Source organism: Ancylobacter tetraedralis (assembly GCF_014195655.1).
GTDB lineage: Bacteria > Pseudomonadota > Alphaproteobacteria > Rhizobiales > Xanthobacteraceae > Ancylobacter > Ancylobacter tetraedralis.
In genome coordinates, this window is the sequence record NZ_JACICD010000002.1 from 281,252 (window position 1) to 303,031 (window position 21,780).

At 68.6% G+C, this 21,780-nt stretch carries 19 protein-coding genes; 5 read left to right on the forward strand and 14 right to left on the reverse strand.

Annotated features, from left to right (window positions below; translation table 11 throughout):
* Positions 1-95: 95 nt before the first annotated feature.
* Entirely contained in the window at positions 96-1,463 is a 1,368-nt protein-coding gene (locus tag FHS55_RS06605) for an ActS/PrrB/RegB family redox-sensitive histidine kinase (RefSeq protein ID WP_183188904.1), read from the reverse strand.
* 237 nt (positions 1,464-1,700) lie between these two features.
* Between FHS55_RS06605 and FHS55_RS06610 the strand changes: the two genes are divergently transcribed.
* On the forward strand, positions 1,701-3,068 hold the full coding sequence (locus FHS55_RS06610; RefSeq protein ID WP_183188905.1) for a polyhydroxyalkanoate depolymerase: 1,368 nt from the start codon (positions 1,701-1,703) through the stop codon (positions 3,066-3,068).
* A gap of 23 nt (positions 3,069-3,091) precedes the next feature.
* Here the strand turns inward: FHS55_RS06610 and FHS55_RS06615 are convergent, their stop codons facing one another.
* On the reverse strand, positions 3,092-4,012 hold the full coding sequence (locus FHS55_RS06615; protein WP_183188906.1) for a LysR family transcriptional regulator: 921 nt from the start codon (positions 4,010-4,012) through the stop codon (positions 3,092-3,094).
* Between the two features lie 135 nt (positions 4,013-4,147).
* On the opposite strand from FHS55_RS06615, the gene FHS55_RS06620 reads away from it, so the two are divergent.
* Together FHS55_RS06620 and FHS55_RS06625 are read left to right on the forward strand one after the other, a co-directional pair.
* The gene (locus FHS55_RS06620) at positions 4,148-4,912 is read left to right on the forward strand and encodes an SDR family oxidoreductase (RefSeq protein ID WP_183188907.1); all 765 of its coding nucleotides are present in this window, start codon (positions 4,148-4,150) and stop codon (positions 4,910-4,912) included.
* A gap of 76 nt (positions 4,913-4,988) precedes the next feature.
* Entirely contained in the window at positions 4,989-6,074 is a 1,086-nt protein-coding gene (locus FHS55_RS06625) for a bifunctional transcriptional activator/DNA repair enzyme AdaA (protein WP_183188908.1), read from the forward strand.
* Positions 6,075-6,197: 123 nt separating this feature from the next.
* Here the strand turns inward: FHS55_RS06625 and phoB are convergent, their stop codons facing one another.
* The 7 genes from phoB to FHS55_RS06660 form a co-directional block, all read right to left on the reverse strand.
* Positions 6,198-6,899 (reverse strand): phosphate regulon transcriptional regulator PhoB, encoded by a 702-nt coding sequence (gene phoB / locus FHS55_RS06630; protein ID WP_183188909.1) that lies wholly within the window; start codon positions 6,897-6,899, stop codon positions 6,198-6,200.
* Positions 6,900-6,939: 40 nt separating this feature from the next.
* Positions 6,940-7,653, reverse strand: a complete 714-nt coding sequence (gene phoU / locus FHS55_RS06635) for a phosphate signaling complex protein PhoU (RefSeq protein ID WP_183188910.1) — start codon at positions 7,651-7,653, stop codon at positions 6,940-6,942.
* Positions 7,654-7,675: 22 nt separating this feature from the next.
* Positions 7,676-8,497 (reverse strand): phosphate ABC transporter ATP-binding protein PstB, encoded by an 822-nt coding sequence (gene pstB / locus FHS55_RS06640; protein ID WP_183188911.1) that lies wholly within the window; start codon positions 8,495-8,497, stop codon positions 7,676-7,678.
* Between the two features lie 8 nt (positions 8,498-8,505).
* A complete protein-coding gene (pstA, locus tag FHS55_RS06645) occupies positions 8,506-9,339 on the reverse strand; it encodes a phosphate ABC transporter permease PstA (protein WP_183188912.1) in 834 nt (277 codons plus the stop codon).
* A gap of 11 nt (positions 9,340-9,350) precedes the next feature.
* Positions 9,351-10,328, reverse strand: a complete 978-nt coding sequence (gene pstC / locus FHS55_RS06650; protein WP_183188913.1) for a phosphate ABC transporter permease subunit PstC — start codon at positions 10,326-10,328, stop codon at positions 9,351-9,353.
* A gap of 237 nt (positions 10,329-10,565) precedes the next feature.
* Positions 10,566-11,603 (reverse strand): phosphate ABC transporter substrate-binding protein PstS, encoded by a 1,038-nt coding sequence (gene pstS / locus FHS55_RS06655; protein WP_183188914.1) that lies wholly within the window; start codon positions 11,601-11,603, stop codon positions 10,566-10,568.
* 163 nt (positions 11,604-11,766) lie between these two features.
* The gene (locus tag FHS55_RS06660) at positions 11,767-13,077 is read right to left on the reverse strand and encodes an ATP-binding protein (RefSeq protein WP_183188915.1); all 1,311 of its coding nucleotides are present in this window, start codon (positions 13,075-13,077) and stop codon (positions 11,767-11,769) included.
* Positions 13,078-13,484: 407 nt separating this feature from the next.
* Between FHS55_RS06660 and FHS55_RS06665 the strand changes: the two genes are divergently transcribed.
* Positions 13,485-14,093, forward strand: a complete 609-nt coding sequence (locus FHS55_RS06665; RefSeq protein WP_183188916.1) for a hypothetical protein — start codon at positions 13,485-13,487, stop codon at positions 14,091-14,093.
* A 34-nt stretch (positions 14,094-14,127) separates the two neighbouring features.
* Here the strand turns inward: FHS55_RS06665 and FHS55_RS06670 are convergent, their stop codons facing one another.
* On the reverse strand, positions 14,128-15,210 hold the full coding sequence (locus FHS55_RS06670; RefSeq protein WP_183188917.1) for a putative bifunctional lysylphosphatidylglycerol flippase/synthetase: 1,083 nt from the start codon (positions 15,208-15,210) through the stop codon (positions 14,128-14,130).
* Between the two features lie 229 nt (positions 15,211-15,439).
* Complete coding sequence (locus FHS55_RS06675) at positions 15,440-17,323, reverse strand: potassium transporter Kup (protein WP_183188918.1); 1,884 nt, start codon at positions 17,321-17,323, stop codon at positions 15,440-15,442.
* Between the two features lie 519 nt (positions 17,324-17,842).
* On the opposite strand from FHS55_RS06675, the gene FHS55_RS06680 reads away from it, so the two are divergent.
* Positions 17,843-18,550 carry a TetR/AcrR family transcriptional regulator gene (locus FHS55_RS06680; protein WP_183188919.1) on the forward strand — a complete coding sequence of 236 codons (708 nt, stop codon included), beginning with the start codon at positions 17,843-17,845 and terminating at the stop codon, positions 18,548-18,550.
* On the opposite strand, the gene FHS55_RS06685 is transcribed toward FHS55_RS06680, so the two are convergent.
* From FHS55_RS06685 to FHS55_RS06695, 3 genes are read right to left on the reverse strand one after another with little or no spacing between them, the layout of a single operon-like run.
* Complete coding sequence (locus FHS55_RS06685; protein WP_183188920.1) at positions 18,514-19,407, reverse strand: NAD-dependent epimerase/dehydratase family protein; 894 nt, start codon at positions 19,405-19,407, stop codon at positions 18,514-18,516. The two genes, FHS55_RS06680 and FHS55_RS06685, sit on opposite strands and share 37 nt — an antisense overlap.
* Positions 19,408-19,432: 25 nt before the next feature.
* Entirely contained in the window at positions 19,433-20,602 is a 1,170-nt protein-coding gene (gene queG, locus FHS55_RS06690; RefSeq protein WP_183188921.1) for a tRNA epoxyqueuosine(34) reductase QueG, read from the reverse strand.
* A complete protein-coding gene (locus FHS55_RS06695; RefSeq protein WP_183188922.1) occupies positions 20,578-21,267 on the reverse strand; it encodes a glutathione S-transferase family protein in 690 nt (229 codons plus the stop codon). The genes queG and FHS55_RS06695 overlap by 25 nt, the downstream gene beginning before the upstream one ends.
* Positions 21,268-21,780 lie beyond the last annotated feature (513 nt).

Sequence of the window (21,780 nt, forward strand, 5' to 3'; positions counted from 1 at the left end):
GGGTCTTTCCCGGGCGCCGCGCGGAAATCATCGCTCTTTTTTCTGCCGAAACAGTACACCGGCCGGCACGCGAGTGCAAAATTGTCGCAGCCCCCTCAGCTGCGCCCCGCTGCCGGCACCCTCGCTGGGTCGCCCGAGATGTCGACCCGCGCGCGCGGCCAGCGCACCGTCACCGAGGCGCCATGCGCGGGCGCCGTGCGGTTGGCGAAGGCGATCTCCGCCCCCGAGCGCTCCAGCAGCGTCTTGGCGATGAACACGCCGAGCCCGAGCCCCTCGCTGCTGTCCTCGCCCGCCTCCACGGCCTCGCGGCGCCAGCGGTTGCGGCCGCGGCTGGTCACGTAAGGCGCGCCGATGGAATCGATCAGTTCCGGGGGAAAGCCCGGCCCGTCATCGGTGATGGTGACGGTGACGTCGGCATGGTTCCAGTTGGCGACGATATTGACCCGGCCCGCCGCGAAATCGACCGCGTTTTCCACGATGTTGCCGAGCCCGTAGAGCAGGCCGGGATTGCGGGCGATGACCGGCTCGTCAATGCCGCGTGCCGGCAGCGTGACCTCGATGGCGATGCCGAAATTGCGGTGCGGCGCCACCACGTCCTCCAGGATGTGCGAGAGCGGCATGCGGTCGAACGGGGCATCGCCCGCCTCCAGCGAGGTGAGCGTGCGCAGGATGGCGCGGCAGCGCTGGGCCTGCTCGCCCAGCAGGCGGATGTCTTCTGCCATCGGGCTCCCGGTGGGGAGCGCCCGCGCCAGCTCCTTCGCCACCAGCGTGATGGTGGCGAGCGGCGTGCCGAGCTCGTGCGCGGCGGCGGCGGCCATGCCGTCCAGCGCCGAGAGGTGCTGCTCGCGCGCCAGCACCAGTTCGGTGGCGGCGAGCGCCTCGGAAAGCTCGCGCGTCTCCTCCGCCACGCGCCAGGCATGCACGCCGATGAAGGCGATGGCGATGGCGAGCGCCACCCAGATGGCGGCGAGGTAGATGGGCGGCAGCACGGGGGCCGCGCCCAGATCGTCCGCCGACCAGGGCAGCGGCATCTGCCACAGCCCCACCAGCGCCGCGCAGGCCGCCGCCAGCACGCCGAGCAGGATGGTGGTGCGCGGGGAGAGCGCCGTCGCCGAGATCAGCACGGGGGCGAGGAACAGGAAGGCGAAGGGGTTGGCGAGTCCGCCGGTGAGGAACAGCAGGGCGCCGAGCTGGAGGATGTCATAGGCCAGAAGCCAGGCCGCCTCGATGTCCGAGAGCCGCCGCGCGCCCGGATTGCGCAGCCGGAGCGCGAGGTTCAGCCAGGCCGACAGCGCCACCACCGCGAGGCAGGCACCCAGCGGCAGGGTGAAGCCGAGCAGCCAGTGCACCACCACGATAGCCAGCGTCTGGCCCGAAATCGCGAGCCATCGCAGGCGGATGAGCGTATCGAGCCGCAGCCCGAAAAAGCGTTCGCCAATAGGATGTTCCAGCGAAAGCATCATGATTCCCCGTCGCGTCGCCCTCTATAGCCGCTAATGTGACGGCACGGCGAGACACGTGATTCGTTGACGTCGCTCCGAAAACGCCTATGTATGCTGCAACGCACAACAAAGTGCGGTCAGGGAATGACGCTGGCGGGGAGCCGCGGCAGCTACCGATACGCGCAGCGCGGGCGGTAGCATAGGGCCGCACCTGCCGCCGGAGCGAAGCAGGCGGCTCGCCTGAGGATGGAGGCTTTCATGGCGATCGGCGTTTTCGGCGATGTCCCCGACGCTGAGGAGGCGGTCCGTGCGCCCGACGTGGCGCTCGAGACGGTGACCTCCTTTTCCAAGCCGCTCTACTGGATGTTCGAGATGGGCCATGCGGCCCTCGATCCCCTGCGCATGATGGCGGATGCGGGCCGGCTCTATTACCGGAACCCCGTCAATCCGCTCGCTCATACCGGGTTCGGCAAATCGATGTCGGCGGCACTCGAAATGTTCGAGCGCTCGACCCGGCGCTACGGCAAGCCGGACTGGGGCATCACCGAGACGGTGGTGGGCGCCACCCGCGTGCCGGTGGAGATCGAGACCGTCTGGGAGCGGCCTTTCTGCAAGCTGCTGCATTTCCGGCGCGACTTCGCCACGCCGCCGCGCCGCCCGCAGCCGCGCATGGTGATCGTCGCCCCGCTGTCGGGCCATTACGCGACGCTGCTGCGCGGCACTGTGCAGACCCTGCTGCCCAATCACGACCTCTACATCACCGACTGGGTCGACGCCCGCAACGTGCCGATGAGCGATGGGCGCTTCGACCTCGATGATTATATCGACTACCTCATCGATATTTTCCGCCATCTCGGCGGCGGCGTGCACGCGCTCGCCGTGTGCCAGCCGGCCGTGCCGGTGCTGGCGGCGGTGGCGCGCATGGAAGACATGGGCGACCCCGATGTCCCCGCGTCCATGGTGCTGATGGGCGGGCCGATCGATACCCGCGAAAGCCCGACCGCGGTGAACCACTTCGCCGAGGCGCGCAAGATCGACTGGTTCCGCCGCAACGTCATCACCACGGTGCCGTGGCCCCATGCCGGCATCATGCGGCAGGTCTATCCCGGCTTCCTGCAGTTGCATGGCTTCATGTCGATGAACATCGAGCGCCATCTGCAGGCCCATGCCGAAATGTTCGGCCATCTCGTCAAGGGGGATGGTGATTCCGCCACCAAGCACCGCGAGTTCTACGACGAATACCTCTCGGTCATGGATCTGCCGGCGGAATATTACCTGCAGACGCTGGAAGCCGTGTTCATCGACCATTCGCTGCCGAAGGGCGAGATGACCCATCGCGGCGCCCGCGTCGACACCTCGAAGATCCGCAACGTGGCGTTGCTGACCGTCGAGGGCGAGAATGACGACATTTCCGGCGTCGGGCAGACGCGGGCCGCGCACAAGCTGTGCTCGAACCTGCCCGACGACAAGAAGGCGCATTACCTGCAGCCGACCGTCGGCCATTACGGCGTGTTCAACGGCTCGCGCTTCCGCGCCGAGATCGCTCCGCGCATCTCCGACTTCGTGCTGTCGCACAACTGGCCTCGCAAGGGGCACAACGCGCCGGCGGACGCGCCCGCTTCGTGACGTGAGTGTCCTTGTCGATCCGGTCAGTTCGCCGGATCGACAAGGCACCCGGCCTCCCAATAGGGCGGATCGCCGAAGGCGTCGCGCAGGCATTCCGCCAGCGCCCGCAGCTTTGCCGTCGGGTTGCGCCCTTCGGGATGCGCGACATAGATGAATTCCTCCTCCGGCTCCGCGCCGACCTCGATCACGCGGAGCGTGCCCGCGCGGATGTCCGGCCCGGCGATGAACAGCGGCAGCATGGCAATGCCGAGCCCGGCGGCGGCGGCGTCGCGCATCACCATGCCGTTGTTCACCTGAAGCCCGACCTTGGCGCGCACCTGAACGCGGCCGGACGCGGCGACGAACTGCCAGTCGGCAAGGCCGCGATGGGTGTAGAAGATGCCGCGATGGCCATCGAGCTCGGCGAGGTCGCGCGGCGTGCCGTGCCGCTCCAGATAGTCGGCTGAGGCCACCAACACGCGCCGGCTGCGGGCGAGGCGCCAGGCGGTGAGCGGGCTATCGCGCATCGGCCCGTGGCGGATCACACCGTCGAAGCCTTCCGCCTGCGCGTCCACCACCCGGTCGTCGAGCTCGAGGCTCAGTTCGATCTGCGGATGGCGGCGCAGGAAGGGATAGAGCGCCGGGCCGATATGCAGGGCCGTCAGCGTCACCGGTGCGGAAAGCCGCAGCGGGCCGGCGAGCGTGCCGCGCCGCTCGGCCAGCGTGGCAACCGCCGCATCGAGGCCGCGCAGCGATTGCGAGGCCATTTCCAGAAAGGCCGCGCCGTCCTCTGTCAGCGATAATCGACGGGTCGAGCGGTGCACCAGACGCGCCCCGAGACGATGCTCGAGTTGCGCCAGGCGGTCGCTCACCACCGATTTCGACAGGCGCAGCCGGCGCGCGGCCTCGCTGATCGAGCCGGCCTCGGCGATGGCGATGAAGGCGGCGATGCCGTCCAGTTTCATCGTTCGGCTTTTCCGGACATGAAATCCATTTTTAGAAGTCTAATCCGAACGCGTAGGCCTTGCCATACTCTGGGGCGAAACAGGCCGACCGGGATCGTCCGGTGGCCGACCAAACGGAAATCACGGAGACTCCCCATGTCACGCCTCAAGGACAAGGTCGCGTTGATCACCGGCGCCAGTTCCGGCATCGGCCGCGCCACGGCGCTGTTGTTTGCCGCCGAGGGCGCGAAGCTCGTGGTCGGCGCCCGCCGACAGGCCGAGCTCGATACGCTGGTCGCCGAGATCGCCGCCGCGGGCGGCGACGCCGTGGCTCTGGCGGGCGACGTGCGCTCGGAAGACTACGCGCAGGCGCTGGTGGCACTGGCGGCGACCCGCTTCGGCCGGCTCGACATCGCCTTCAACAATGCCGGTACGCTCGGCGAGAAGGGGCCGAGCACCGGCGTCTCCGCCAGCGGGTGGGACGACGCGCTGGCGATCAACCTCACCGGCGCCTTCTTCGGCGCCAAGCACCAGATCGCGCAGATGCTGAAGACCGGCGGCGGCTCGGTGATCTTCACCTCGACCTTTGTCGGCTACACCACGGCATTTCCCGGCCTTGCCGCCTATGCCGCCTCGAAATCGGGGCTGATCGGCCTCACCCAGGCGCTCGCCGCCGAATTCGGGCCGCAGGGCATCCGGGTCAATGCGGTGCTGCCCGGCGCGGTGGAAACCGAGATGTACCGCGAGGCCAACGACACGCCCGAGGCGCAGTCCTTCATCACCGGGCTGCACGCGCTGAAGCGGGTGGCGCGGCCGGAGGAACTGGCGCGCTCGGTGCTCTATCTCGCCTCGGACGATTCCTCCTTCGTGTCCGGCACCGCGCATCTGGTCGATGGCGGACTGTCGATCACCCGCACCTGAGAGCTCGCGTCGCGGGGCGCGAAATAACCGCCCGATTTGCGGCGGCGCCCCTCGGCCGGCATGATAGCTCTCAGCCATGCTGTTCGACCTGCCCGATGCTTCCACGCTGTACCGCGCGCTCGTCGAGCGGGACGAGGCGTTTGACGGGCGCGCCTATGTCTGCGTCGCCACCACCGGTGTTTTCTGCCGGCTGACCTGCCCGGCGCGCAAGCCGCTGCCGCAGAACTGCACCTTCGTGGCGACGATCGGCGAATGTATCGAGGCCGGCTTTCGCCCCTGCAAGCGCTGCCACCCGCTGCAGCCGGCCGCTGCCGCCGATCCGACGATCGCCACCCTGCTCGCGGCGCTCGATGCGCGGCCGGAGCGGCGCTGGAGCGAGGGCGACATCGCGCGGATGGGGTTCGATCTCTCCACCGTGCGCCGCGCCTTCAAGCGGCAGTTCGGCATGACATTCCTCGACATGGCCCGGCATCGGCGCCTGCGCGAGGGCTTCGAGACCTTGGCCGGGGGCGGCTCGGTGATCGAGGCGCAGCAGGAGGCGGGCTTCCAGTCCGCCAGCGCCTTCCGCGCCGCCTTCGCCCGGCTCCTGGGCTGCGCACCGGGCGACATTGCCGGGCGCGGCGCGCTGCTGGCCGACTGGATCGGCACGCCGCTGGGCGACATGATCGCCATTTCCAGCCCCTCGCACCTGCATCTGCTGGAGTTCGTCGAGCGCCGCGCGCTGCCCACCGAGATCGCCCGGCTGCGCCAGCGTGCCAAAGGCGACCTTGGCATCGGTCCCTCGGCCGCGACGGAACGGATCCGCGCGGAGCTGGGCGCCTTCTTCGCCGGCCGATCGGCCGTGTTCGAAACGCCGCTGGCGCTGGATGGCAGCGCCTTCACCCGCGCGGTGTGGGCGGAGCTGCGCCAGATCCCGCCGGGTGCCACGGTGAGCTACAGCGAGATCGCCCGCCGCCTCGGCCAGCCCGCCGCCATCCGCGCGGTGGCGCGGGCCAACGGTGCCAACCAGCTGGCGCTGGTCATCCCCTGCCACCGCGTCATCGGCGCCGACGGTTCGCTCACCGGCTATGGCGGCGGACTGTGGCGCAAGCAGCGGCTGCTGGAGATCGAGCAGCAGTTTCGGCGAAACGGGATGGCCCCCGCGGCCGTGGCGGGCGGCTGAAAGCACCGCGCGCGGGCATCCCGCCCGAGCCGGGCGGGAGAGGGGCGCGCCCCTCGTTGCCGTGCGATCCCGGATCGGTCCTGCAGACCGTCCGGGATGACGAGGATCGGCGTTCGCCTGCGCTCAGTGCGCGCGGGCGAACATCTCGTTGAACGAATAACCCGAGCCGCGCACGGTGCGGATGGGGTCGGGCTGGCGCGGGCGATTGAGCGCCTTGCGCAGGCGGCCGACATGCACGTCGACCGTGCGCTCGTCGATATAGACGTCCTGGCCCCACACGCCGTCGAGCAGCTGCTCGCGGGAATAGACGCGGCCGGGCGACTGCATGAGGAATTCCAGCAGGCGGAACTCGGTCGGTCCCAGATGCAGTTCGCGGCCGGCGCGGTGCACCCGCTTGGTCTCGCGATCCAGCTCGATGTCGCCGGCGCGCAGCAGCGTCGAGACGTGCTCGGGCTTGGCCCGGCGCAGCAGCGCCCGCACCCGCGCCACGAGTTCCGGCACCGAGAAGGGCTTGACCACGTAGTCGTCCGCCCCGGTGGCGAGGCCGCGCACGCGCTCGGTCTCTTCGCCGCGCGCGGTCAGCATCAGGACCGGCATGCGCTCGGTCTCGGGCCGGGCGCGCAGGCGCCGGCAAAGTTCGATGCCGGACAGGCCCGGCAGCATCCAGTCGAGGATGAGAAGGTCCGGCACGGCTTCGCGCAGCCGGGTCTCGGCTTCGTCCCCGCGGGCCACGCTGTCGACGGCGTAGCCCTCGGATTCGAGATTGTAGCGCAGAAGGAGGGTGAGGGGCTCCTCATCCTCCACGATCAGAATGTTGGTCGGCATGCTTTAATCCCCGGTTCGTGGGGTGATCGCGGCGTCGCGCTCAGGCGGGGAACGGCACCGATGTCAGGCTGCTGGTGTCCTGCTTGGGGCGCTCGTCGGCGAGCTGCTGGCCGGTCGCGAGATAGTGCACGGTTTCGGCCACGTTGGTGGCGTGATCGCCGATGCGCTCGATGTTCTTGGCGCAGAACAGCAGGTGCGTGCACAGCGAGATGTTGCGCGGATCCTCCATCATGTAGGTGAGGAGTTCGCGGAACAGCGAGGTGTACAGGACATCCACCTGTCCATCGCGCCGCCACACGTCCAGCGCGCGGGCATCGTCGCGGCCCGCATAGGCATCGAGCACTTCCTTGAGCTGCTCCTGAACCAGGCTGGACATGTGCTCGACACCGCGCACAAGCTTCTGCGGGTGGAATTCGCCGGTGAGCGCGAGCACCCGCTTGGCGGTGTTCTTGGCGAGGTCGCCGATGCGCTCGAGGTCGTTGGCGATGCGCATCGCGGCCACGATTTCGCGCAGGTCGCCGGCGAGGGGCTGGCGGCGCGCGATGGTAAGGATGGCCTTTTCCTCGATTTCGCGCTGGAGCAGGTCGACCGGGCCGTCAAGCACGATCACCTTCTGGGCCAGCTCGGAATCGCGCTTGACCAGCGCCTCGACGGAATCGGCGACCAGCCGCTCGGCCTGGCCTCCCATCTCCACCACGCGGCGGGAGAGTTCCTTGAGATCGATGTCGAACGACGTGACGATGTGTTCGGGCATGATGTGATCCTCCGCTGCCGGTTCAGCCGAAGCGGCCGGTGATGTAGTCGCGAGTGCGCGCTTCGCGCGGATTGGTGAAGATCTCGGCGGACGGGCCGACCTCGATCATCTCGCCGAGATAGAAGAAGGAGGTGATGTCGGCGCAGCGGGCAGCCTGCTGCATGTTGTGCGTGACGATGACGATGGTGAATTCCTGCTTCAGCTCGTCGATCAGGTCCTCGATCTTCGAGGTCGAGATCGGGTCGAGCGCCGAGGTCGGCTCGTCGAGCAGGATGACTTCCGGGCGCACGGCGATGGTGCGCGCGATGCACAGGCGCTGCTGCTGGCCGCCGGACATGCCGAGCGCCGACGTGTGCAGGCGGTCCTTGGTCTCTTCCCAGATGGCGGCCTTGCGCAGGCACCATTCCACCCGCTCGTCCATCTGCGCCTTGTTCAGCTTCTCGTGCAGCTTCACGCCGAACGCGATGTTGTCGTAGATCGACATCGGGAAAGGCGTCGGCTTCTGGAACACCATGCCGATGCGCGAGCGAACGACAGTGGAATCCAGCTCCTTGCTGAGCAGGTCCGTGCCGTCGAACAGGATTTTGCCCTCCGCGCGCTGGCCCGGATAGAGTTGGTACATCCGGTTGAAGATGCGCAGCAACGTGGACTTGCCGCAGCCCGACGGGCCGATCATCGCGGTGACGCGCTTCTCGGGGATGTCGAAATGGATGTTCTTCAGGGCGTGGTTTTCGCCGTAATAGAAGTTCAGCCCCTCGACCTTGAGCTTGGGCTCGGCGGTCGGCGCGGTGGCACGGTTGACGGCGGAAGCGATGTCGATCGACGTATCAGAGGTGAAGTTCATGGTCCGTCTCACTTCATCTTCGCCAGGACGAGGCGGGAAAGGATGTTCAGGGTGAGCACCCCGACGGTGATGAGCAGGGCGCCGGCCCAGGCCAGGGCGACCCAGTCTTCGAAGGGACTGGCAGCGTATTGATAGATGGCGATCGGCAGCGACGCCATCGGCGCGTTCATGTCGAGCGACCAGCCATTATTGCCGAGCGAGGTGAACAGCAGCGGCGCGGTCTCGCCGGCGGCGCGGGCGATGGCCAGCAGAATGCCGGTGACGATGCCGGCACGGGCCGCGCGCCAGGTGATGAGCGTGACCACCTTCCACTGCGGCGCGCCGAGCGCGAAGGCCGCCTCGCGCAGGCCGATCGGCACCAGGTTCAGCATGTCTTCGGTGGTGCGGACCACGACCGGAATGATGATCACGGCGAGCGCGGCCGCGCCGGCCCAGCCCGAAAAGCCGCCGAACGGCATGACGAGCAGCTGGTAGACGAACAGACCGATCAGGATCGAGGGCGCCGAGAGCAGCACGTCATTGACGAAGCGCACGGCATTGCCGACCGGCGTGGTCTTGCCGTGCTCCGCGAGGAAGGTGCCGCACATCAGGCCAATCGGCGTGCCGATGACGAGGGCGATGCCGATCTGGATCAGCGAGCCGACAATCGCATTGAGCAGGCCGCCGCCGGCGCCCGGAGGCAGCGTGATGCGGGTGAAGACATGTGGGCCGATGGCCGGCAGGCCCCGCACCACCAGGGTCCAGAGGATCCAGGCGAGCAGCAGCAGGGCAAAGGCAGCGAAGGCGACGCTGATGACCTTGACGGTGTAGTCGGTGGCGCGGCGACGGGCGAGAGATGACATGGGTTTTCCCCTCAACCCTTGAGCTTCGAGCGGACCAGCAGCCGGGAGAGCGCCAGAACGATGAAGGAGATGACGAAGAGGATGAAACCAAGTTCCAGCAGCGACTGCAGCTTCAGCGAGCCAGGGCCTGCCTCGGGGAACTCGTTGGCGATGGTGGAGGCGATGGTGGAGCCGGGCGCGAAGAGCGAGGCCGACATGCGCGTCGCGTTGCCGATGACGAAGGTGACGGCCATGGTCTCGCCCAGCGCGCGGCCGAGGCCGAGCATCACGGCACCGACCATGGCGGTGCGGCCATAGGGTACCGAGACGTTGCGGTACACCTCATAGGTCGTCGCGCCGACGCCATAGGCCGATTCCTTGATCATCGGCGGCACCGATTCCAGCACCTCGACGAACATGGCGGTGATGAAGGGCAGGATCATGATGGCCATGATCAGGCCGGCGGTCAGCATGCCGGCGCCGAGCGGCGGCCCCTGGAACAGCGCGCCGATCACCGGCAGCGGGCCGAGCAGGTCGATCAGCGGCGGCTGCACATAGGCGGCCATGAGCGGCACGATGACGAAGAAGCCCCACATGCCGTAGATGATCGACGGGATCGCGGCGAGCAGCTGGATGGCGACGCCGATCGGCCGGCGCAGCGGGCCGGGCGCGATTTCGGTGAGGAAGAAGGCGATGCCGAAGGACAGCGGCAGCGCGATGATCACCGCGATGACGGCGCTGAAGATGGTGCCGAACACCATGACGCCGGCGCCGAACTTCTCCGTCACCGGGTTCCAGGTCGTCGACCACAGGAACTGGATGCCGAATTCCCGGAGGGCGGGCAGGCCGCCTTCGAACAGCATGGCGATGATGAGGCCGAGCAGGATCAGCACGAAGATGCCGCTGGCCCAGAGCACCCCGACAAAGATGGGGTCGCTGAGGCGGCCGGTCGGCTTGCGCGCGACGGCCATGGCCGAGGCTGCTTGGTTTCCGGTAAGCGTGGCGTCCATGTTCCTGTGATCCTGTCAGCGCCGTGGGCGTGGACACCCTGGGGGAACGGGTGCGCGCGCGGGGCTCGCTAAGGCGTCTCGTGCGTCATCTCGGGGCATGGCGGCCAGGCCACGCCGGAACCGGCGGAGCCGGTGAAACATCGGCGGCCAAACTCACCGCGGGTATTATCAGGCGGCGCTTGCGAGAATGGACGGCCGCCGCAACGGCCGCCCCTCTTTTTGCTGGACCGGTAACGATCAGTTGGTCCAGACGGGCTTGCCGTCGAACTTCACTTCCGTCTTCCAGGCGTCGCGGACGCGGTTGGCGACATCGGCCGGGAGCGGGATGTAGTGCAGCTTCTCGGCGATGGAGCCGCCATCCTTGAAGGCCCAGTCGAAGAACTTGATCACCTCGGCGGCCTGCGGGCCGGACTTCGGCTCCTTCGGCAGCAGGATGAAGGTGGCCGACGTGATCGGCCAGGTGGTCTCGCCGGGGGTGTCGATCATCGAGGCGGCGAAGTCCTTGGCGCCGGCCCAATCCGCATTCGCGGCAGCCGCCTGGAAGGACGGCACCGTCGGCGCGACGAACTTGCCGGCCTTGTTCTGCAGCTGGGTGGTGATCAGGCTGTTCGACGACGCGTAGATGTACTCGACGTAACCGATCGCGCCCTTGGTGTTCTTGACGGTGCCGGCAACGCCTTCATTGCCCTTGCCGCCCGCGCCAGCCGGCCACTGAACCGAGGTCGCGGCGCCGACATTCGACTTCCACTCGGGGCTCACGGCGGAAAGGTAGCTGGCGAACACGAAGGTGGTGCCCGACCCGTCCGAACGATAGACCGGGACGATGGCCAGATCCGGCAGCTGCGAGCCCTTGTTCAGGGCGGCGATCTTCGGGTCGTTCCACTTGGTGATCTTGCCGAGATAGATGTCGGCAAGGACCGGGCCGGTGAGGTTGAGCTGGTTGGCGGCGATGCCGTCGAGATTGACGATCGCGACGACCGAACCGATCACGGCCGGGAACTGCAGGAGCTTCTGGGCCGCGAGCTTGTCACCTGCCACCGGAGCGTCCGAAGCGCCGAAATCGACGGTGCGGTTGAAGATCTGGGTCTGGCCGGCGCCCGAGCCGATCGACTGGTAGTTCAGGCCCGTGCCGGACTTGTCCTTATAGGCGACGGCCCATGCCTGATAGACCGGGGCGGGGAAGGTGGCGCCGGCGCCGGTGATGTCGGCAGCGAAAGCGGCGCTGGAAAGGCCGAGGGTCAGCGCAGCGGCGCCGAGGATGCGGGTCAGTTTCAAGGGTCTTCTCCTTGTTTCGGGAGACGGGCGGAACCCGCCGGGCCATATGACCCTGGGGAACGCCTTTGGCCGGGGGAGGCGGATGAGTTTCACACCGGGTTATGTATCCCCCCGGCGCCAAGGTTCTATGACGCCGCAATGACACCTTGATGACGATTCAAGCCTATGATTTTGTTGATGTTTTCGTGTCGTCCGCGGGGCAGGCGGACAGTCTTACCGAAAAGGTCGATCCTTCGCCCGGCGTGCTCTCGATGCCGAGCCGGCCGCGGTGGCGGGCGACGATGTGCTTGACGATGGCAAGTCCGAGCCCCGTGCCCCCCTGCTCGCGCGAATGGGCGGTGTCCACCCGGTAGAAGCGTTCCGTGAGCCGGGGCACATGCTCGGGGGCGATGCCAGGGCCGTAGTCGCGCACGGATATGACGACATCGGAGCCCTCGCGCACGATGCCGATCTCCACCCGTCCGGCCGCGCCGCCATATTTAAGCGCGTTCTCCACCAGGTTCTCGAACACCCGAAAGAGCTCGTCGCGGTCACCATGGACGGCGACGGGCTGGGGTGGATGCTCGAGGGCGATCTCCACCCCCCGCTCGCGCCCGAGCGGCCCCAGCGCATCGCGCACATGGCTGAGCACCGCGGTGACATCGACCTTGGTCTCCGGGCGCAGATGCGCGTTCATCTCGATGCGCGACAACGAGAGCAGGTCGTCGATGAGCCGCGACATGCGCCGCGCCTGCTCGCCCATGATCTTCAGGAAGCGTTCGCGCGCGCCGGCATCGTTGCGGGCCGGCCCCTGCAGCGTCTCGATGAAGCCGGAGAGCGAGGCGAGCGGCGTGCGCAGCTCGTGGCTGGCATTGGCGATGAAGTCCACCCGCATCTGCTCCACCCGTCGCTGGGCGGTGAGGTCCGCGAAGCCGACCAGCACGGCTTCCGTGGCGGTGCCGCGCCCTTCGGCCGAGCGTACCGGCACGATATCGGCCCGCAGCCAGCGGTCCAGTGGCACGCGCTCGGCGAATTCGATGCGGCGGGCGACGCCGTCGGCGGTGGCGGCGCGGATCGCTTCCAGCACCTCCGGCACCCGCACGGCGAAGGACACGGGGTCGCCCACCCGGGCGCTGGCGACGACGCCGGAGGCGCGGAGATTGGCCACCACCACCGTGCCGCGCGGGTCGAGCAGCAACGCGGCATCGGGCAGCGCGCGCACCAGGGCGGTGAGGCGATCCTCGCCGCCCAGCCGCAGCGGCTTGGGCTCGTTGGTCAGCCGGGCCAGCGCGGCCGCTACCGGGCGCCGCCGCGCCGATACGCTCGCCGCCACCAGGATCAGCGCGCCGAGGCCGATGGCGGGCATGAGGGCGAGCGCATCCATCCAGACCGCGGCGGCGAGGCCGAGCCACGCGGCCGCCAGAATCCAGCGCGCACCAGCCAGGCGCTCACGCAGATTGTCCTCGATGAACCGGCTCGAATCTCCGAGAGCCATGCTGGATCGCTTCCTGCCAGGTATCGGCATCGTAACGGCGTGGGTGACCCGCCCCTCCGTCCCGTTCCGCCGCATATGGCGGCTGGGTCCGGCGAAGGAAAGGGCGAATCTGCCGCTTATGCTACAGACCTTCGGCTTCCATGTGACGACGATCGCACGCTGCTGTTGATGGCGGCATGACGGGCCATGGCGAGGATCGACAGGGTGGGCGCGCCGTGGATGGCTATTTTGGAAAATGACAAAATGCGGGCGCGACCGGTCGCTGTTCGACAGATTTGATCACGTTTGCCCTATAAAGGTCGCGATGATCGCGCGGTAGCTGGTCCGATCCGGCTCTCGAGGCGGGGTGCGGGACTTTTTCGACGGTCCGGAAGCTGAGACGACGACGCGTGGCGTGGGGCAGGGCAGTGATGGGCAGGAGCGGGCTGGCAATCGTCGCCCTCATCGTCGGGATGCCGGTTTGCGGGGCGTTCGCCGGGGAGCCGGTGCCGCGCGCGGCGGTCGACTATAACCTCACCGCCCGCACCGCCGAGCGTGCCCGCCTGTCGCTGGCCCACAGCAATGGCTGGATGCGGGTCGAGCTTGAGCAACTCGGCGTTCCCGGCACGTTTACCGGCCTCATCGACTTCACGCGCAACCGCATGCTGGTGATGGCGTCGCTGCCCGGTCTCGACCGGATGGCGATCGACATGGCGATGCCGGCCGATTTCGCGGTGGTCGACATGGGCGGTCAGGGCACCCGCACCGGCGTCGACATGGTAGCCGGCCAGCCCTGCGATGTCTGGCGCGCGCAGGAAAAGCGCTCTGGCGCGCTGATCGACACCTGCGTCACCGAGGACGGCATCACGCTGCGGGCGGTGGCCGACGTGAACGGCAAGAAGACGCTGATCTTCGAGGCCGAGACGCTTGAGCGCCGCACGCAGGACCCGGCCATCTTCAAGCTGCCCAAGGGCGTGAAGGTGACGCGGGTGCCCGGCGGCCTGATGGACAGCCTCGTGCCGTCCTTGCTGCCCTGACAAGGGCCGGCGCGCTGCGCTCCGGCGCGGCCGCTCACGCGCTGCGGCGCGCGGCGGTTTCCTTCACCGGCTCGTCGTCATCCTGCAGCACCGGCATGTCGGCCAGCGGGTCGATGGAAATCTCGGGCTCGCATGGCGCGGCGCGGCGGCGTGTGCGGTTCACCAGCAATTCGCGCACGCCCAGCAGGATGAGCGCGAGGGCGAAGGGCGTCACGTAATAGAGCAGCCGCAGCAGCAGCAGCGCGCCCAGCAGCGATTCCGTCTCGAACTGCGGCAGCGCCACCAGCATGGCGGCATCGAACACGCCGAGCCCGCCCGGCGCGTGGCTGGCAAAACCGAGCAGCGTCGCCGAGATGAACACCACGCCGAGCGCGATCGGGTCGATGAACGGCGCCTCCGGCATCAGCACATACATCGCCGCCGCGCAGAAGGAGAGGTCGATGATGCCGATGCCGATCTGCAGCGCGGTGAGCTTCGAGCCCGGCAGCGTCACCGTCCAGTGGCCCTTGCCGATGCCGATGCGGCGGGGCTTGAGGCCGACCCAGACGATGTAGCCGGCAAGGCTCGTCAGCAGCGCGATGCCGATCAGCCGGTTGATCCAGGCCGGCAGCTGGTCCACCGCGCTGGCCGCCCAGGGCTCGACGGTGATGCCGAGGCCGAGAATGGCGATGTTGCCGAGCCAGAAGGTGAGGCCCGTGATGAAGCACAGCTTGGCCACGTCGATCGCGCCCAGCCCATGGGCGGAATAGATGCGGTAGCGCACCGTGCCGCCGGTGAAGGCGGAGAAGCCGAGATTGTGGCCGATCGAATAGGAGGTGAACGAGGCGAGCGCGGCCACCCGATAGGGAACGTTCGGCCGGCCGATGGTGCGCAGCGCGAACCAGTCATAGAAGGTGAGGGTGAAATAGGCGCCGGCCACGAACAGCGCGGCGAGCGCCACGCGCCAGGGATCGGTGTCGGCGAGCGCGTTGAAGACCTCGCCCAGATGGATGCCGCGCAGCATCCGGTACAGCACGACCGCGGCGATGCCGATGATGACCAGGCTGGCCACCAGGCCGAGCGCATGCCAGCCGATGCGTTGGCGCAGCCAGCCGAAAACCGCCTTCAGCCCGTTCATCGCACAATCACCATTATCGTCTCCGCACCCAGGACGGTCCCGGCAGGCCTACCAGACCTTGAGGCCTTTCGGAACCGTGCCCGCATGTCGCGGCCGCGCCATCGCCTTTGCGGCGCATGCGGCCCCGTCGCCGCGCCGGATGCGGCGGCTTGTTGGCCGGGATCGCGGCGAAGGCATGGCCTTGGCGCGCGGATCGCGCGGCCGTGATCGGGCCGGCGCCGGCGCGCGATCACAGCCGGACCGGGTAGCCGATCTCGATGGTGCGCGGGCGCGGCAGCCCGAAGCGGTCGACCGAGCGCTCGGCGTTGCGGGCGAGGAAGGCGAAGACATGGGCCAGCACGTCGCGCACGCCGCGGATATCCTCCGGCGGAATCACCCGCTCATGGCCGATCACGTAGACCGCGTCGTCTGGGTCGATCCCCTGCGCGTAGAGCGCCGGGCCGAGCACCGAGGGCACGTCGATCTGCTGCATGTAGCCGAAGCGCACGTCCACCCGCACATGCACGGGATCGAGCGCGGTGACGCGCACCCGTTCGTCCACCGCCACGCGCGGGCGCGAGGCGATCCACACCGAGACGATCACCGCCTTGCTGAACTGGATGTTGAGCAGGTCCGACAGACGCCCCAGCGCCACGGGCGTCACCGCCCCGCCGCGCGACAGGAAGATCGCGGTGCGCGGGCTCACCGCGCAGGCCGGCGGCTTGCCACGGGCGATGAAGTCGTCCAGCGGCTCGGTGAAGCGGCGCTGCTGCAGGCCCAGCCCTTCCAGCCCGCGCCGCCACGACACCATGACCACCAGCACGATGGCGGCAATGGTGACGGGCAGCCAGCCGCCATCGTGCAGCTTGGTGAGATTGGCGGCGGCGAAGGAGACGTCGATGACGGCCAGCCCGCCGGCCAGCCCGATCAGCGCCGGCAGCGGCCAGTTCCAGCTGCGCTTGACATAGGCGACGAACAGCACCGTCGTCGCCACCATCGCCATGGCCACCGCGATGCCATAGGCCGAGGCGAGCCGGTCCGACGAGCCGAACGACACGACGATGGCGGCGCAGGCCAGCATCATGATCCAGTTGAGCCGGCCGATATAGATGTGCTGGTCGTTGTGCTCGCTGGTGTAGCTGATGCGCATCGGCGGCAGGTAGCCAAGCTCGATGGCCTGCTTGGCGAGCGAGAACACGCCGGTGATGATGGCCTGCGAGGCGATCACGGTGGCGCAGGCGGCCAGGATCAGCAACGGCAGGTCGAGCGGATCGGGCGAGAGGTCGTAGAACGGGTTGCGCACCGCTTCGCGGTGCACCAGCACGTTGGCGCCCTGCCCGTAATAGTTGAGCAGCAGCGCCGGCATCGCCACGAACAGCCAGGCCCGGGTGATGACCGGCCGGCCGAAATGGCCGAGATCGGCATAGAGCGCCTCGCCGCCGGTGATGGCCAGGAACGTGGCACCCAGCACCGCGCCGGAGAGAAACGGGTGGTCGACCAGCAGCGCCACCCCGTATTGCGGATCGAGCGCCCATAGAACCTGCGGGGCCTGCACGATGCCATAGACCCCGAGCCCGCCAAGCGCGCCGAACCAGAGCAGCATCACCGGCCCATAGAAGGCGCCGATGCGGTCGGTACCCGCGCGCTGCGAGAGGAACACCGCCAGGACCACCATCACGGTGAGGGCGACGATCCAGTGATCGAGCGCCGGTGCGATGACTTCGAGCCCCTCGATCGCCGAGAGCACGGACATGGCCGGGGTCAGCACGCCGTCGCCGATGAGCATGGCGGCGCCGATCAGGCCCACGACCAGCAGCCACAGGCGCTTGCCGGTCGTCGAGCGGTGCAGGTCGAGCAGCGTGACCAGCGCGAGGATGCCGCCTTCGCCGTCATTGTCGGCGCGCAGCACCAGCATGACATATTTGATCGTCACCGAGAGGATGATCGACCAGGTGATCAGAGAGAGCAGGCCGAGCACGTCGGCATCGCTCACGGCACCGCCGCCGACGGCGAGCAGGCCCTGCTTGAAGGCATAGAGCGGGCTGGTGCCGATATCGCCGAACACGACGCCCAGCGCGGCGACTTCTGCCGCGAAGGGCACGGAACGGCCGCCGACGGAGACACCCTTAGCCATGATTTGTCCGGGCTGACGCATCCGGCGCAAAACCCCGAGCGGGGCCGGGCACGCAGCGAGGGACGACAAATGAGGTCATGGCGATCCGGATTCGCGCTGGAAGGCCGGACGCGTCCGGCGCAGCAGCATTAACCCGACCGCGCGGCGCCGCCAAGCGGAACCTCCGGCCGTCCTTGCGCGGGGGCACGACATTGCGCCGCCCGCCGCTTTTCAACCACAGGGAGAGGACGAGGGAGGAGGATCTGGGGGGCGGAATGAACCCCCTCCCTCTACCATCGGTCGCGGAATTTCGAGCGGCTTGCGGGAGCCTCCCGAGGTGCAGACCGTCGGATGACCCATCTGATAGAACGAATTGCCGCGGCCGGCAAGCTATACTGAACGGTTCGGTCAAAAAATATCGGTTTGGTAGGAGGGCCGCCCCTGAAACCATTGAGGTCGGGCCTGTGTTGCGTCAAAGATCGAATCGTTCCTCACCCTCGCCGCTCCCTGACCCCTGACCATCGGCTCAACGTGTCCAGCATGACCAGTGCGTCAAACGAAATCTCCGCCGATCCGGAAGGGGGGGCGAGCGCCTCCGTCGCGGCGGGGGGGCTGGCAGCCGGTGGCAGCCGGTCGAATTCCGACAAGCAGCGGCGGATCCTCGCCGGCGCGCGCGATGTTTTCCTGTCGAGCGGGTTCGATGGAGCCAGCATGGGCGAGATCGCCCGTGCCGCCGGCGTCTCGAAGGGCACGCTCTATGTCTATTTTCCCTCCAAAGAGGGGCTCTTCGCCGCGGTGGTGAGCGAGGTCTGCCAGGAGGCGGCCGAGCAGAGCTTCGCGCTGGACCCGCAGGCGGATGCGCGCGAGGCGCTGACCCGGACCGGTCACCGCTATGTCCGGGCGATGATCCGGCCCGAGCACATCGCCACCGTGCGCATGGTGATCGGCATCGCCGAGAAACTGCCGGCAATCGGCCGGACCTACCTGTCCGCGGGTCCCGACGCTGGCGTCGAGCGCCTGTGCGGCTGGTTGCGGGGCAAGTGCGCGGCGGGCGAACTGGTCATCGACGACTACGAACTCGCGGCGTGGCAGTTCCTGGTCGGCTGCCACGCGCTGATCGTGATGCCGATGCTGTTCGGCGGCTCGTCCCAGCCCGACGAGGCGACCGTCGATCGGGTGGTGCGGCACGCGGTCGACAATTTCATGCGCGCCTATGGCGTGCGAGCGTCAACCGGCCGGGAATCCTGATTCGCGCCCTCGCCCGCGGCGAATAGCGCGGCGAGCCCCTCGCGATAGCTGGGATAGGCGAGGGGGCCGGCGAGCGCGGCCAGGCGATCGTTGCGCACCCGCCGATTGTCCGCCCAGAAGGACAGCGCCATCGGCGACAGGCTGGCGGCGGCCTCCTCGAAGGGCACGGGCTGCGGCTCCGGCAGGCCCATCAGCCGCGCGGCGAAGGCGACCGGGGCGCAGGAAGGCGAGGGCTCGCCGTCCACTACATTGAGGATGCCGTCGAAGCCGGTGTCGATCACCGCGCGGATCGCCCCGGCGATGTCATCGACATGGATGCGGTTGAACACCTGGCCCTCGCGCTCGATGCAGCGGGCGGTGCCCGCCGTGAGGTCGGCGAGCGCGTTGCGGCCGGGCCCGTAGATGCCGCCGAGCCGCAGCACGGCCACCGGCCGGCCGGCCGCCTGCCCCAGCGCGCGCCACGCCGCTTCGGCCTCGATGCGGCGGCGCGCGCGCGGTGCCGCCGCGTCCGTTGGCGCGTTCTCGTCGATCCAGTCGCCGCCCGTGTCGCCATAGACGCCGATGGTGGAGAGATAGATCAGTGGCCCCTTGCGCGCGCCGGCAGCCAGCGCCGCGCCGAGACTCGGCAGGAACGGATCGCCCGCCTCAAGGGGGGCGGCGGAGGCGAGCACGATGTCGGCCGCGCGCGCGGCGTCCAGCAGGGCGGGCGTCGCGGCGCCTGCGAAGCGCAGCATCTCCACGCCATTGGCGGGCGCGCCGTCCCGGCTGGTGCCGGTGATGCGCGCGAACGCCCCGGCGTGGAGCGTGGCGAAGCGGCGGGCGCAATAGCCGAAGCCGAGGCAGAGCAGCGTCGTCATCAGGTCAGCACTTTCAACCGTGGGCTCATGCCATCACCGATGCCGGATCCGGCGCGCCGGCAGCGCGCCGCCATTCGTCGCGTACCTCGTCATCCTCCTCGCCGGCATGGGCGGTTTTGAGCCGGGCAAGCGTCGGCCGGTCGAGAAGCTGCGCCAGTGCCCACACGGCGGCCCCGCGCACCAGCGGATGCGGGTCGACGAGGAGCCGTTCCGCTTCCGGAACGAGCGCGGGATCGCCCGAATTGCCGATGGCCACCAGCACATTGCGCAGGAAGCGGACGCGGCCGGTGCGCTTGATCGGGCTCTTGGCGAAGCGGGTGCGGAAGGCCGGCTCGTCCAGCCGCGCCAGCTCGGCCAGCGCCGGCGCGCGGTTCTCCGTCCGCGCCGCCAGCCGGGCCTCGCGGCCAAGCGCGGCGAACTTGTTCCACGGGCAGGCGGCGAGGCAGTCGTCGCAGCCATAGATGCGGTTGCCGATCCCCGCCCGCAGTTCGTGCGGGATCGGCCCTTTGTGCTCGATGGTGAGGTAGGAGACGCAGCGCCGCGCGTCGATCCGGTAGGGGGCGGGAAAGGCCTGCGTCGGGCAGGCGTCAAGGCAGGCGCGGCAGGAACCGCAATGGTCGCGCTCGGGCGCGTCCGGCGGCAAGGCGAGCGTGGTGGCGATGGCGCCGAGCAGCAGCCAGGAGCCACGCGCGCGGGAGACGAGATTGGTGTGCTTGCCCTGCCAGCCGAGCCCGGCAGCCTCCGCGAGCGGCTTCTCCATCAGCGGTGCGGTGTCGACGAACACCTTCACCTCGCCGCCGGCACGCGGCAAGAAGCGCGAGGCGATGCGCTTGAGCTTGCCCTTGATCAGTTCGTGATAATCGTCGCCGCGGGCATAGACCGAGATGGCGCCGCGTGTCCGGTCGGCCAGTGCCGCGCGCGGGTCCTCGTCCGGCCCGTAATTGAGGCCGAGCATGAGCACCGACCCGATCTCGGGCCACAGCCGCGCCGGCGCGGCGCGGCGCTCAGCGGTCTCGGCCATCCATTCCATGTCGCCATGGGCGCCCTCCACCAGCCATCGGCGCAGGCGGTCGCCGGCGAGAGGAATGGAATCGGGCGCGGCGATGCCGAGGGCGTCGAAGCCCTCCGCGCGGGCGAGGTCGAACAGAAGGTCCTTGGCGGCGGCAGGGCTCAGAAGTCGAGGTCGGCGTAGCACGGCGCCGGCGGCATGCCCGCCACGGTCAGCGCCAGCAGCGGCCGGAAGGCCGGGCGCGACTTGATCCGGGCGTACCAAATCTTCGCTCCCTCGTCCTCGTCCCAGGGCACGTCGCCGAGATAGTCGACGACGGAAATATGCGCCGCCGCGGCAAGATCGGCATAGCTCATGCGCTCGCCGGCCAGCCAGTTCCGCGACTTCAGCAGCCAGCCGATATATTGCAGATGGTAGCGGATATTGGCCCGGGCGGCGCGGATGATCGACATTTCCGGCGGGCCGCCGCCGAATTCGCGCGGCATGCGGCGCTTGTAGACCTTCTCGCGCACCAGCGGCTCGGAGACCTCGGCGAAGAATTTGTGATTGAACCAGGAGGTGAGCCGGCGCACCTCGACGCGGGCGTAGAGATCCACCGGCAACAGGCGCCGATCGGCGAGATGGTCGCCGCGCGTCTCGTCGAGATACTCGGCGATGAGGTCGCCGCCGGGCACCACGAAGCCGTCATTCTCGACCAGAACCGGCGTGATGCCGGCGGGGTCGAGCATGAGGAATTCGGCCCGCCGCTCCCAGACGTGTTCCTCGATCAGCTCGGGCTCGATCCCCATCTCGCCAAGGGCGAGCCGGATCAGGCGCGAGTGTGCACAGAAGGGGTGATGATAGAGCTGCATTGTCCGGGAAAGCTGAGGTGGGCCAGAGGGCCGCGCCTGATGCATCGATTAGAAGGGTTGAGGCGTCATCGCAAGCCATCGCGGCGTGAACATGGCACTGCTGCCGGCACCTGCGCAGTCGCCCTCCCACGCATTTCTCCGTGTATCGTATCCAGATCGTTAACGGCTGGTAAGGAGATGTGGGAGGCGGTCATGGCCGGGACCCCACCGGGCGAGCCGGAGCGCGCGATCTTCGTGTGGAGCGGGCCGAACACCCGCCCGGGGGAGGTGGCCAAGGCGTTCTGTGCCGCAACCCCGGGGCTGGCGTTTCGGGCGATACCGATCGAGGACGAGGCCCATCCTTGCCGATCCTCTCGGGTGGCCGGCGACCATCGTGCCGCGTCCGGGCATCGACGTGCCGGAAATCGGACGAATCGCCATCGCGCGCGATTGGCTCGGCGCGGCGTCGGGCCGGATCACGCCGTCCATGTCAGGCGAGGGCCGGGCCGCGCGGGTAGCGGGTTGACGCTGCGG

Bases quoted from the DNA above. Each gene is read 5' to 3' on its own strand.
- FHS55_RS06695 (WP_183188922.1), bottom strand. From the start codon at position 21,267: ATGCAGCTCTATCATCACCCCTTCTGTGCACACTCGCGCCTGATCCGG.
- pstA (WP_183188912.1), bottom strand. From the start codon at position 9,339: ATGTCATCTCTCGCCCGTCGCCGCGCCACCGACTACACCGTCAAGGTC.
- phoB (WP_183188909.1), bottom strand. From the start codon at position 6,899: ATGCCGACCAACATTCTGATCGTGGAGGATGAGGAGCCCCTCACCCTC.
- pstC (WP_183188913.1), bottom strand. From the start codon at position 10,328: ATGGACGCCACGCTTACCGGAAACCAAGCAGCCTCGGCCATGGCCGTC.
- FHS55_RS06675 (WP_183188918.1), bottom strand. From the start codon at position 17,323: ATGGCTAAGGGTGTCTCCGTCGGCGGCCGTTCCGTGCCCTTCGCGGCA.
- FHS55_RS06615 (WP_183188906.1), bottom strand. From the start codon at position 4,012: ATGAAACTGGACGGCATCGCCGCCTTCATCGCCATCGCCGAGGCCGGC.
- FHS55_RS06680 (WP_183188919.1), top strand. From the start codon at position 17,843: ATGACCAGTGCGTCAAACGAAATCTCCGCCGATCCGGAAGGGGGGGCG.
- FHS55_RS06625 (WP_183188908.1), top strand. From the start codon at position 4,989: ATGCTGTTCGACCTGCCCGATGCTTCCACGCTGTACCGCGCGCTCGTC.
- FHS55_RS06685 (WP_183188920.1), bottom strand. From the start codon at position 19,407: ATGACGACGCTGCTCTGCCTCGGCTTCGGCTATTGCGCCCGCCGCTTC.
- pstB (WP_183188911.1), bottom strand. From the start codon at position 8,497: ATGAACTTCACCTCTGATACGTCGATCGACATCGCTTCCGCCGTCAAC.
- FHS55_RS06620 (WP_183188907.1), top strand. From the start codon at position 4,148: ATGTCACGCCTCAAGGACAAGGTCGCGTTGATCACCGGCGCCAGTTCC.
- FHS55_RS06605 (WP_183188904.1), bottom strand. From the start codon at position 1,463: ATGATGCTTTCGCTGGAACATCCTATTGGCGAACGCTTTTTCGGGCTG.
- FHS55_RS06660 (WP_183188915.1), bottom strand. From the start codon at position 13,077: ATGGCTCTCGGAGATTCGAGCCGGTTCATCGAGGACAATCTGCGTGAG.
- FHS55_RS06610 (WP_183188905.1), top strand. From the start codon at position 1,701: ATGGCGATCGGCGTTTTCGGCGATGTCCCCGACGCTGAGGAGGCGGTC.
- FHS55_RS06670 (WP_183188917.1), bottom strand. From the start codon at position 15,210: ATGAACGGGCTGAAGGCGGTTTTCGGCTGGCTGCGCCAACGCATCGGC.
- phoU (WP_183188910.1), bottom strand. From the start codon at position 7,653: ATGCCCGAACACATCGTCACGTCGTTCGACATCGATCTCAAGGAACTC.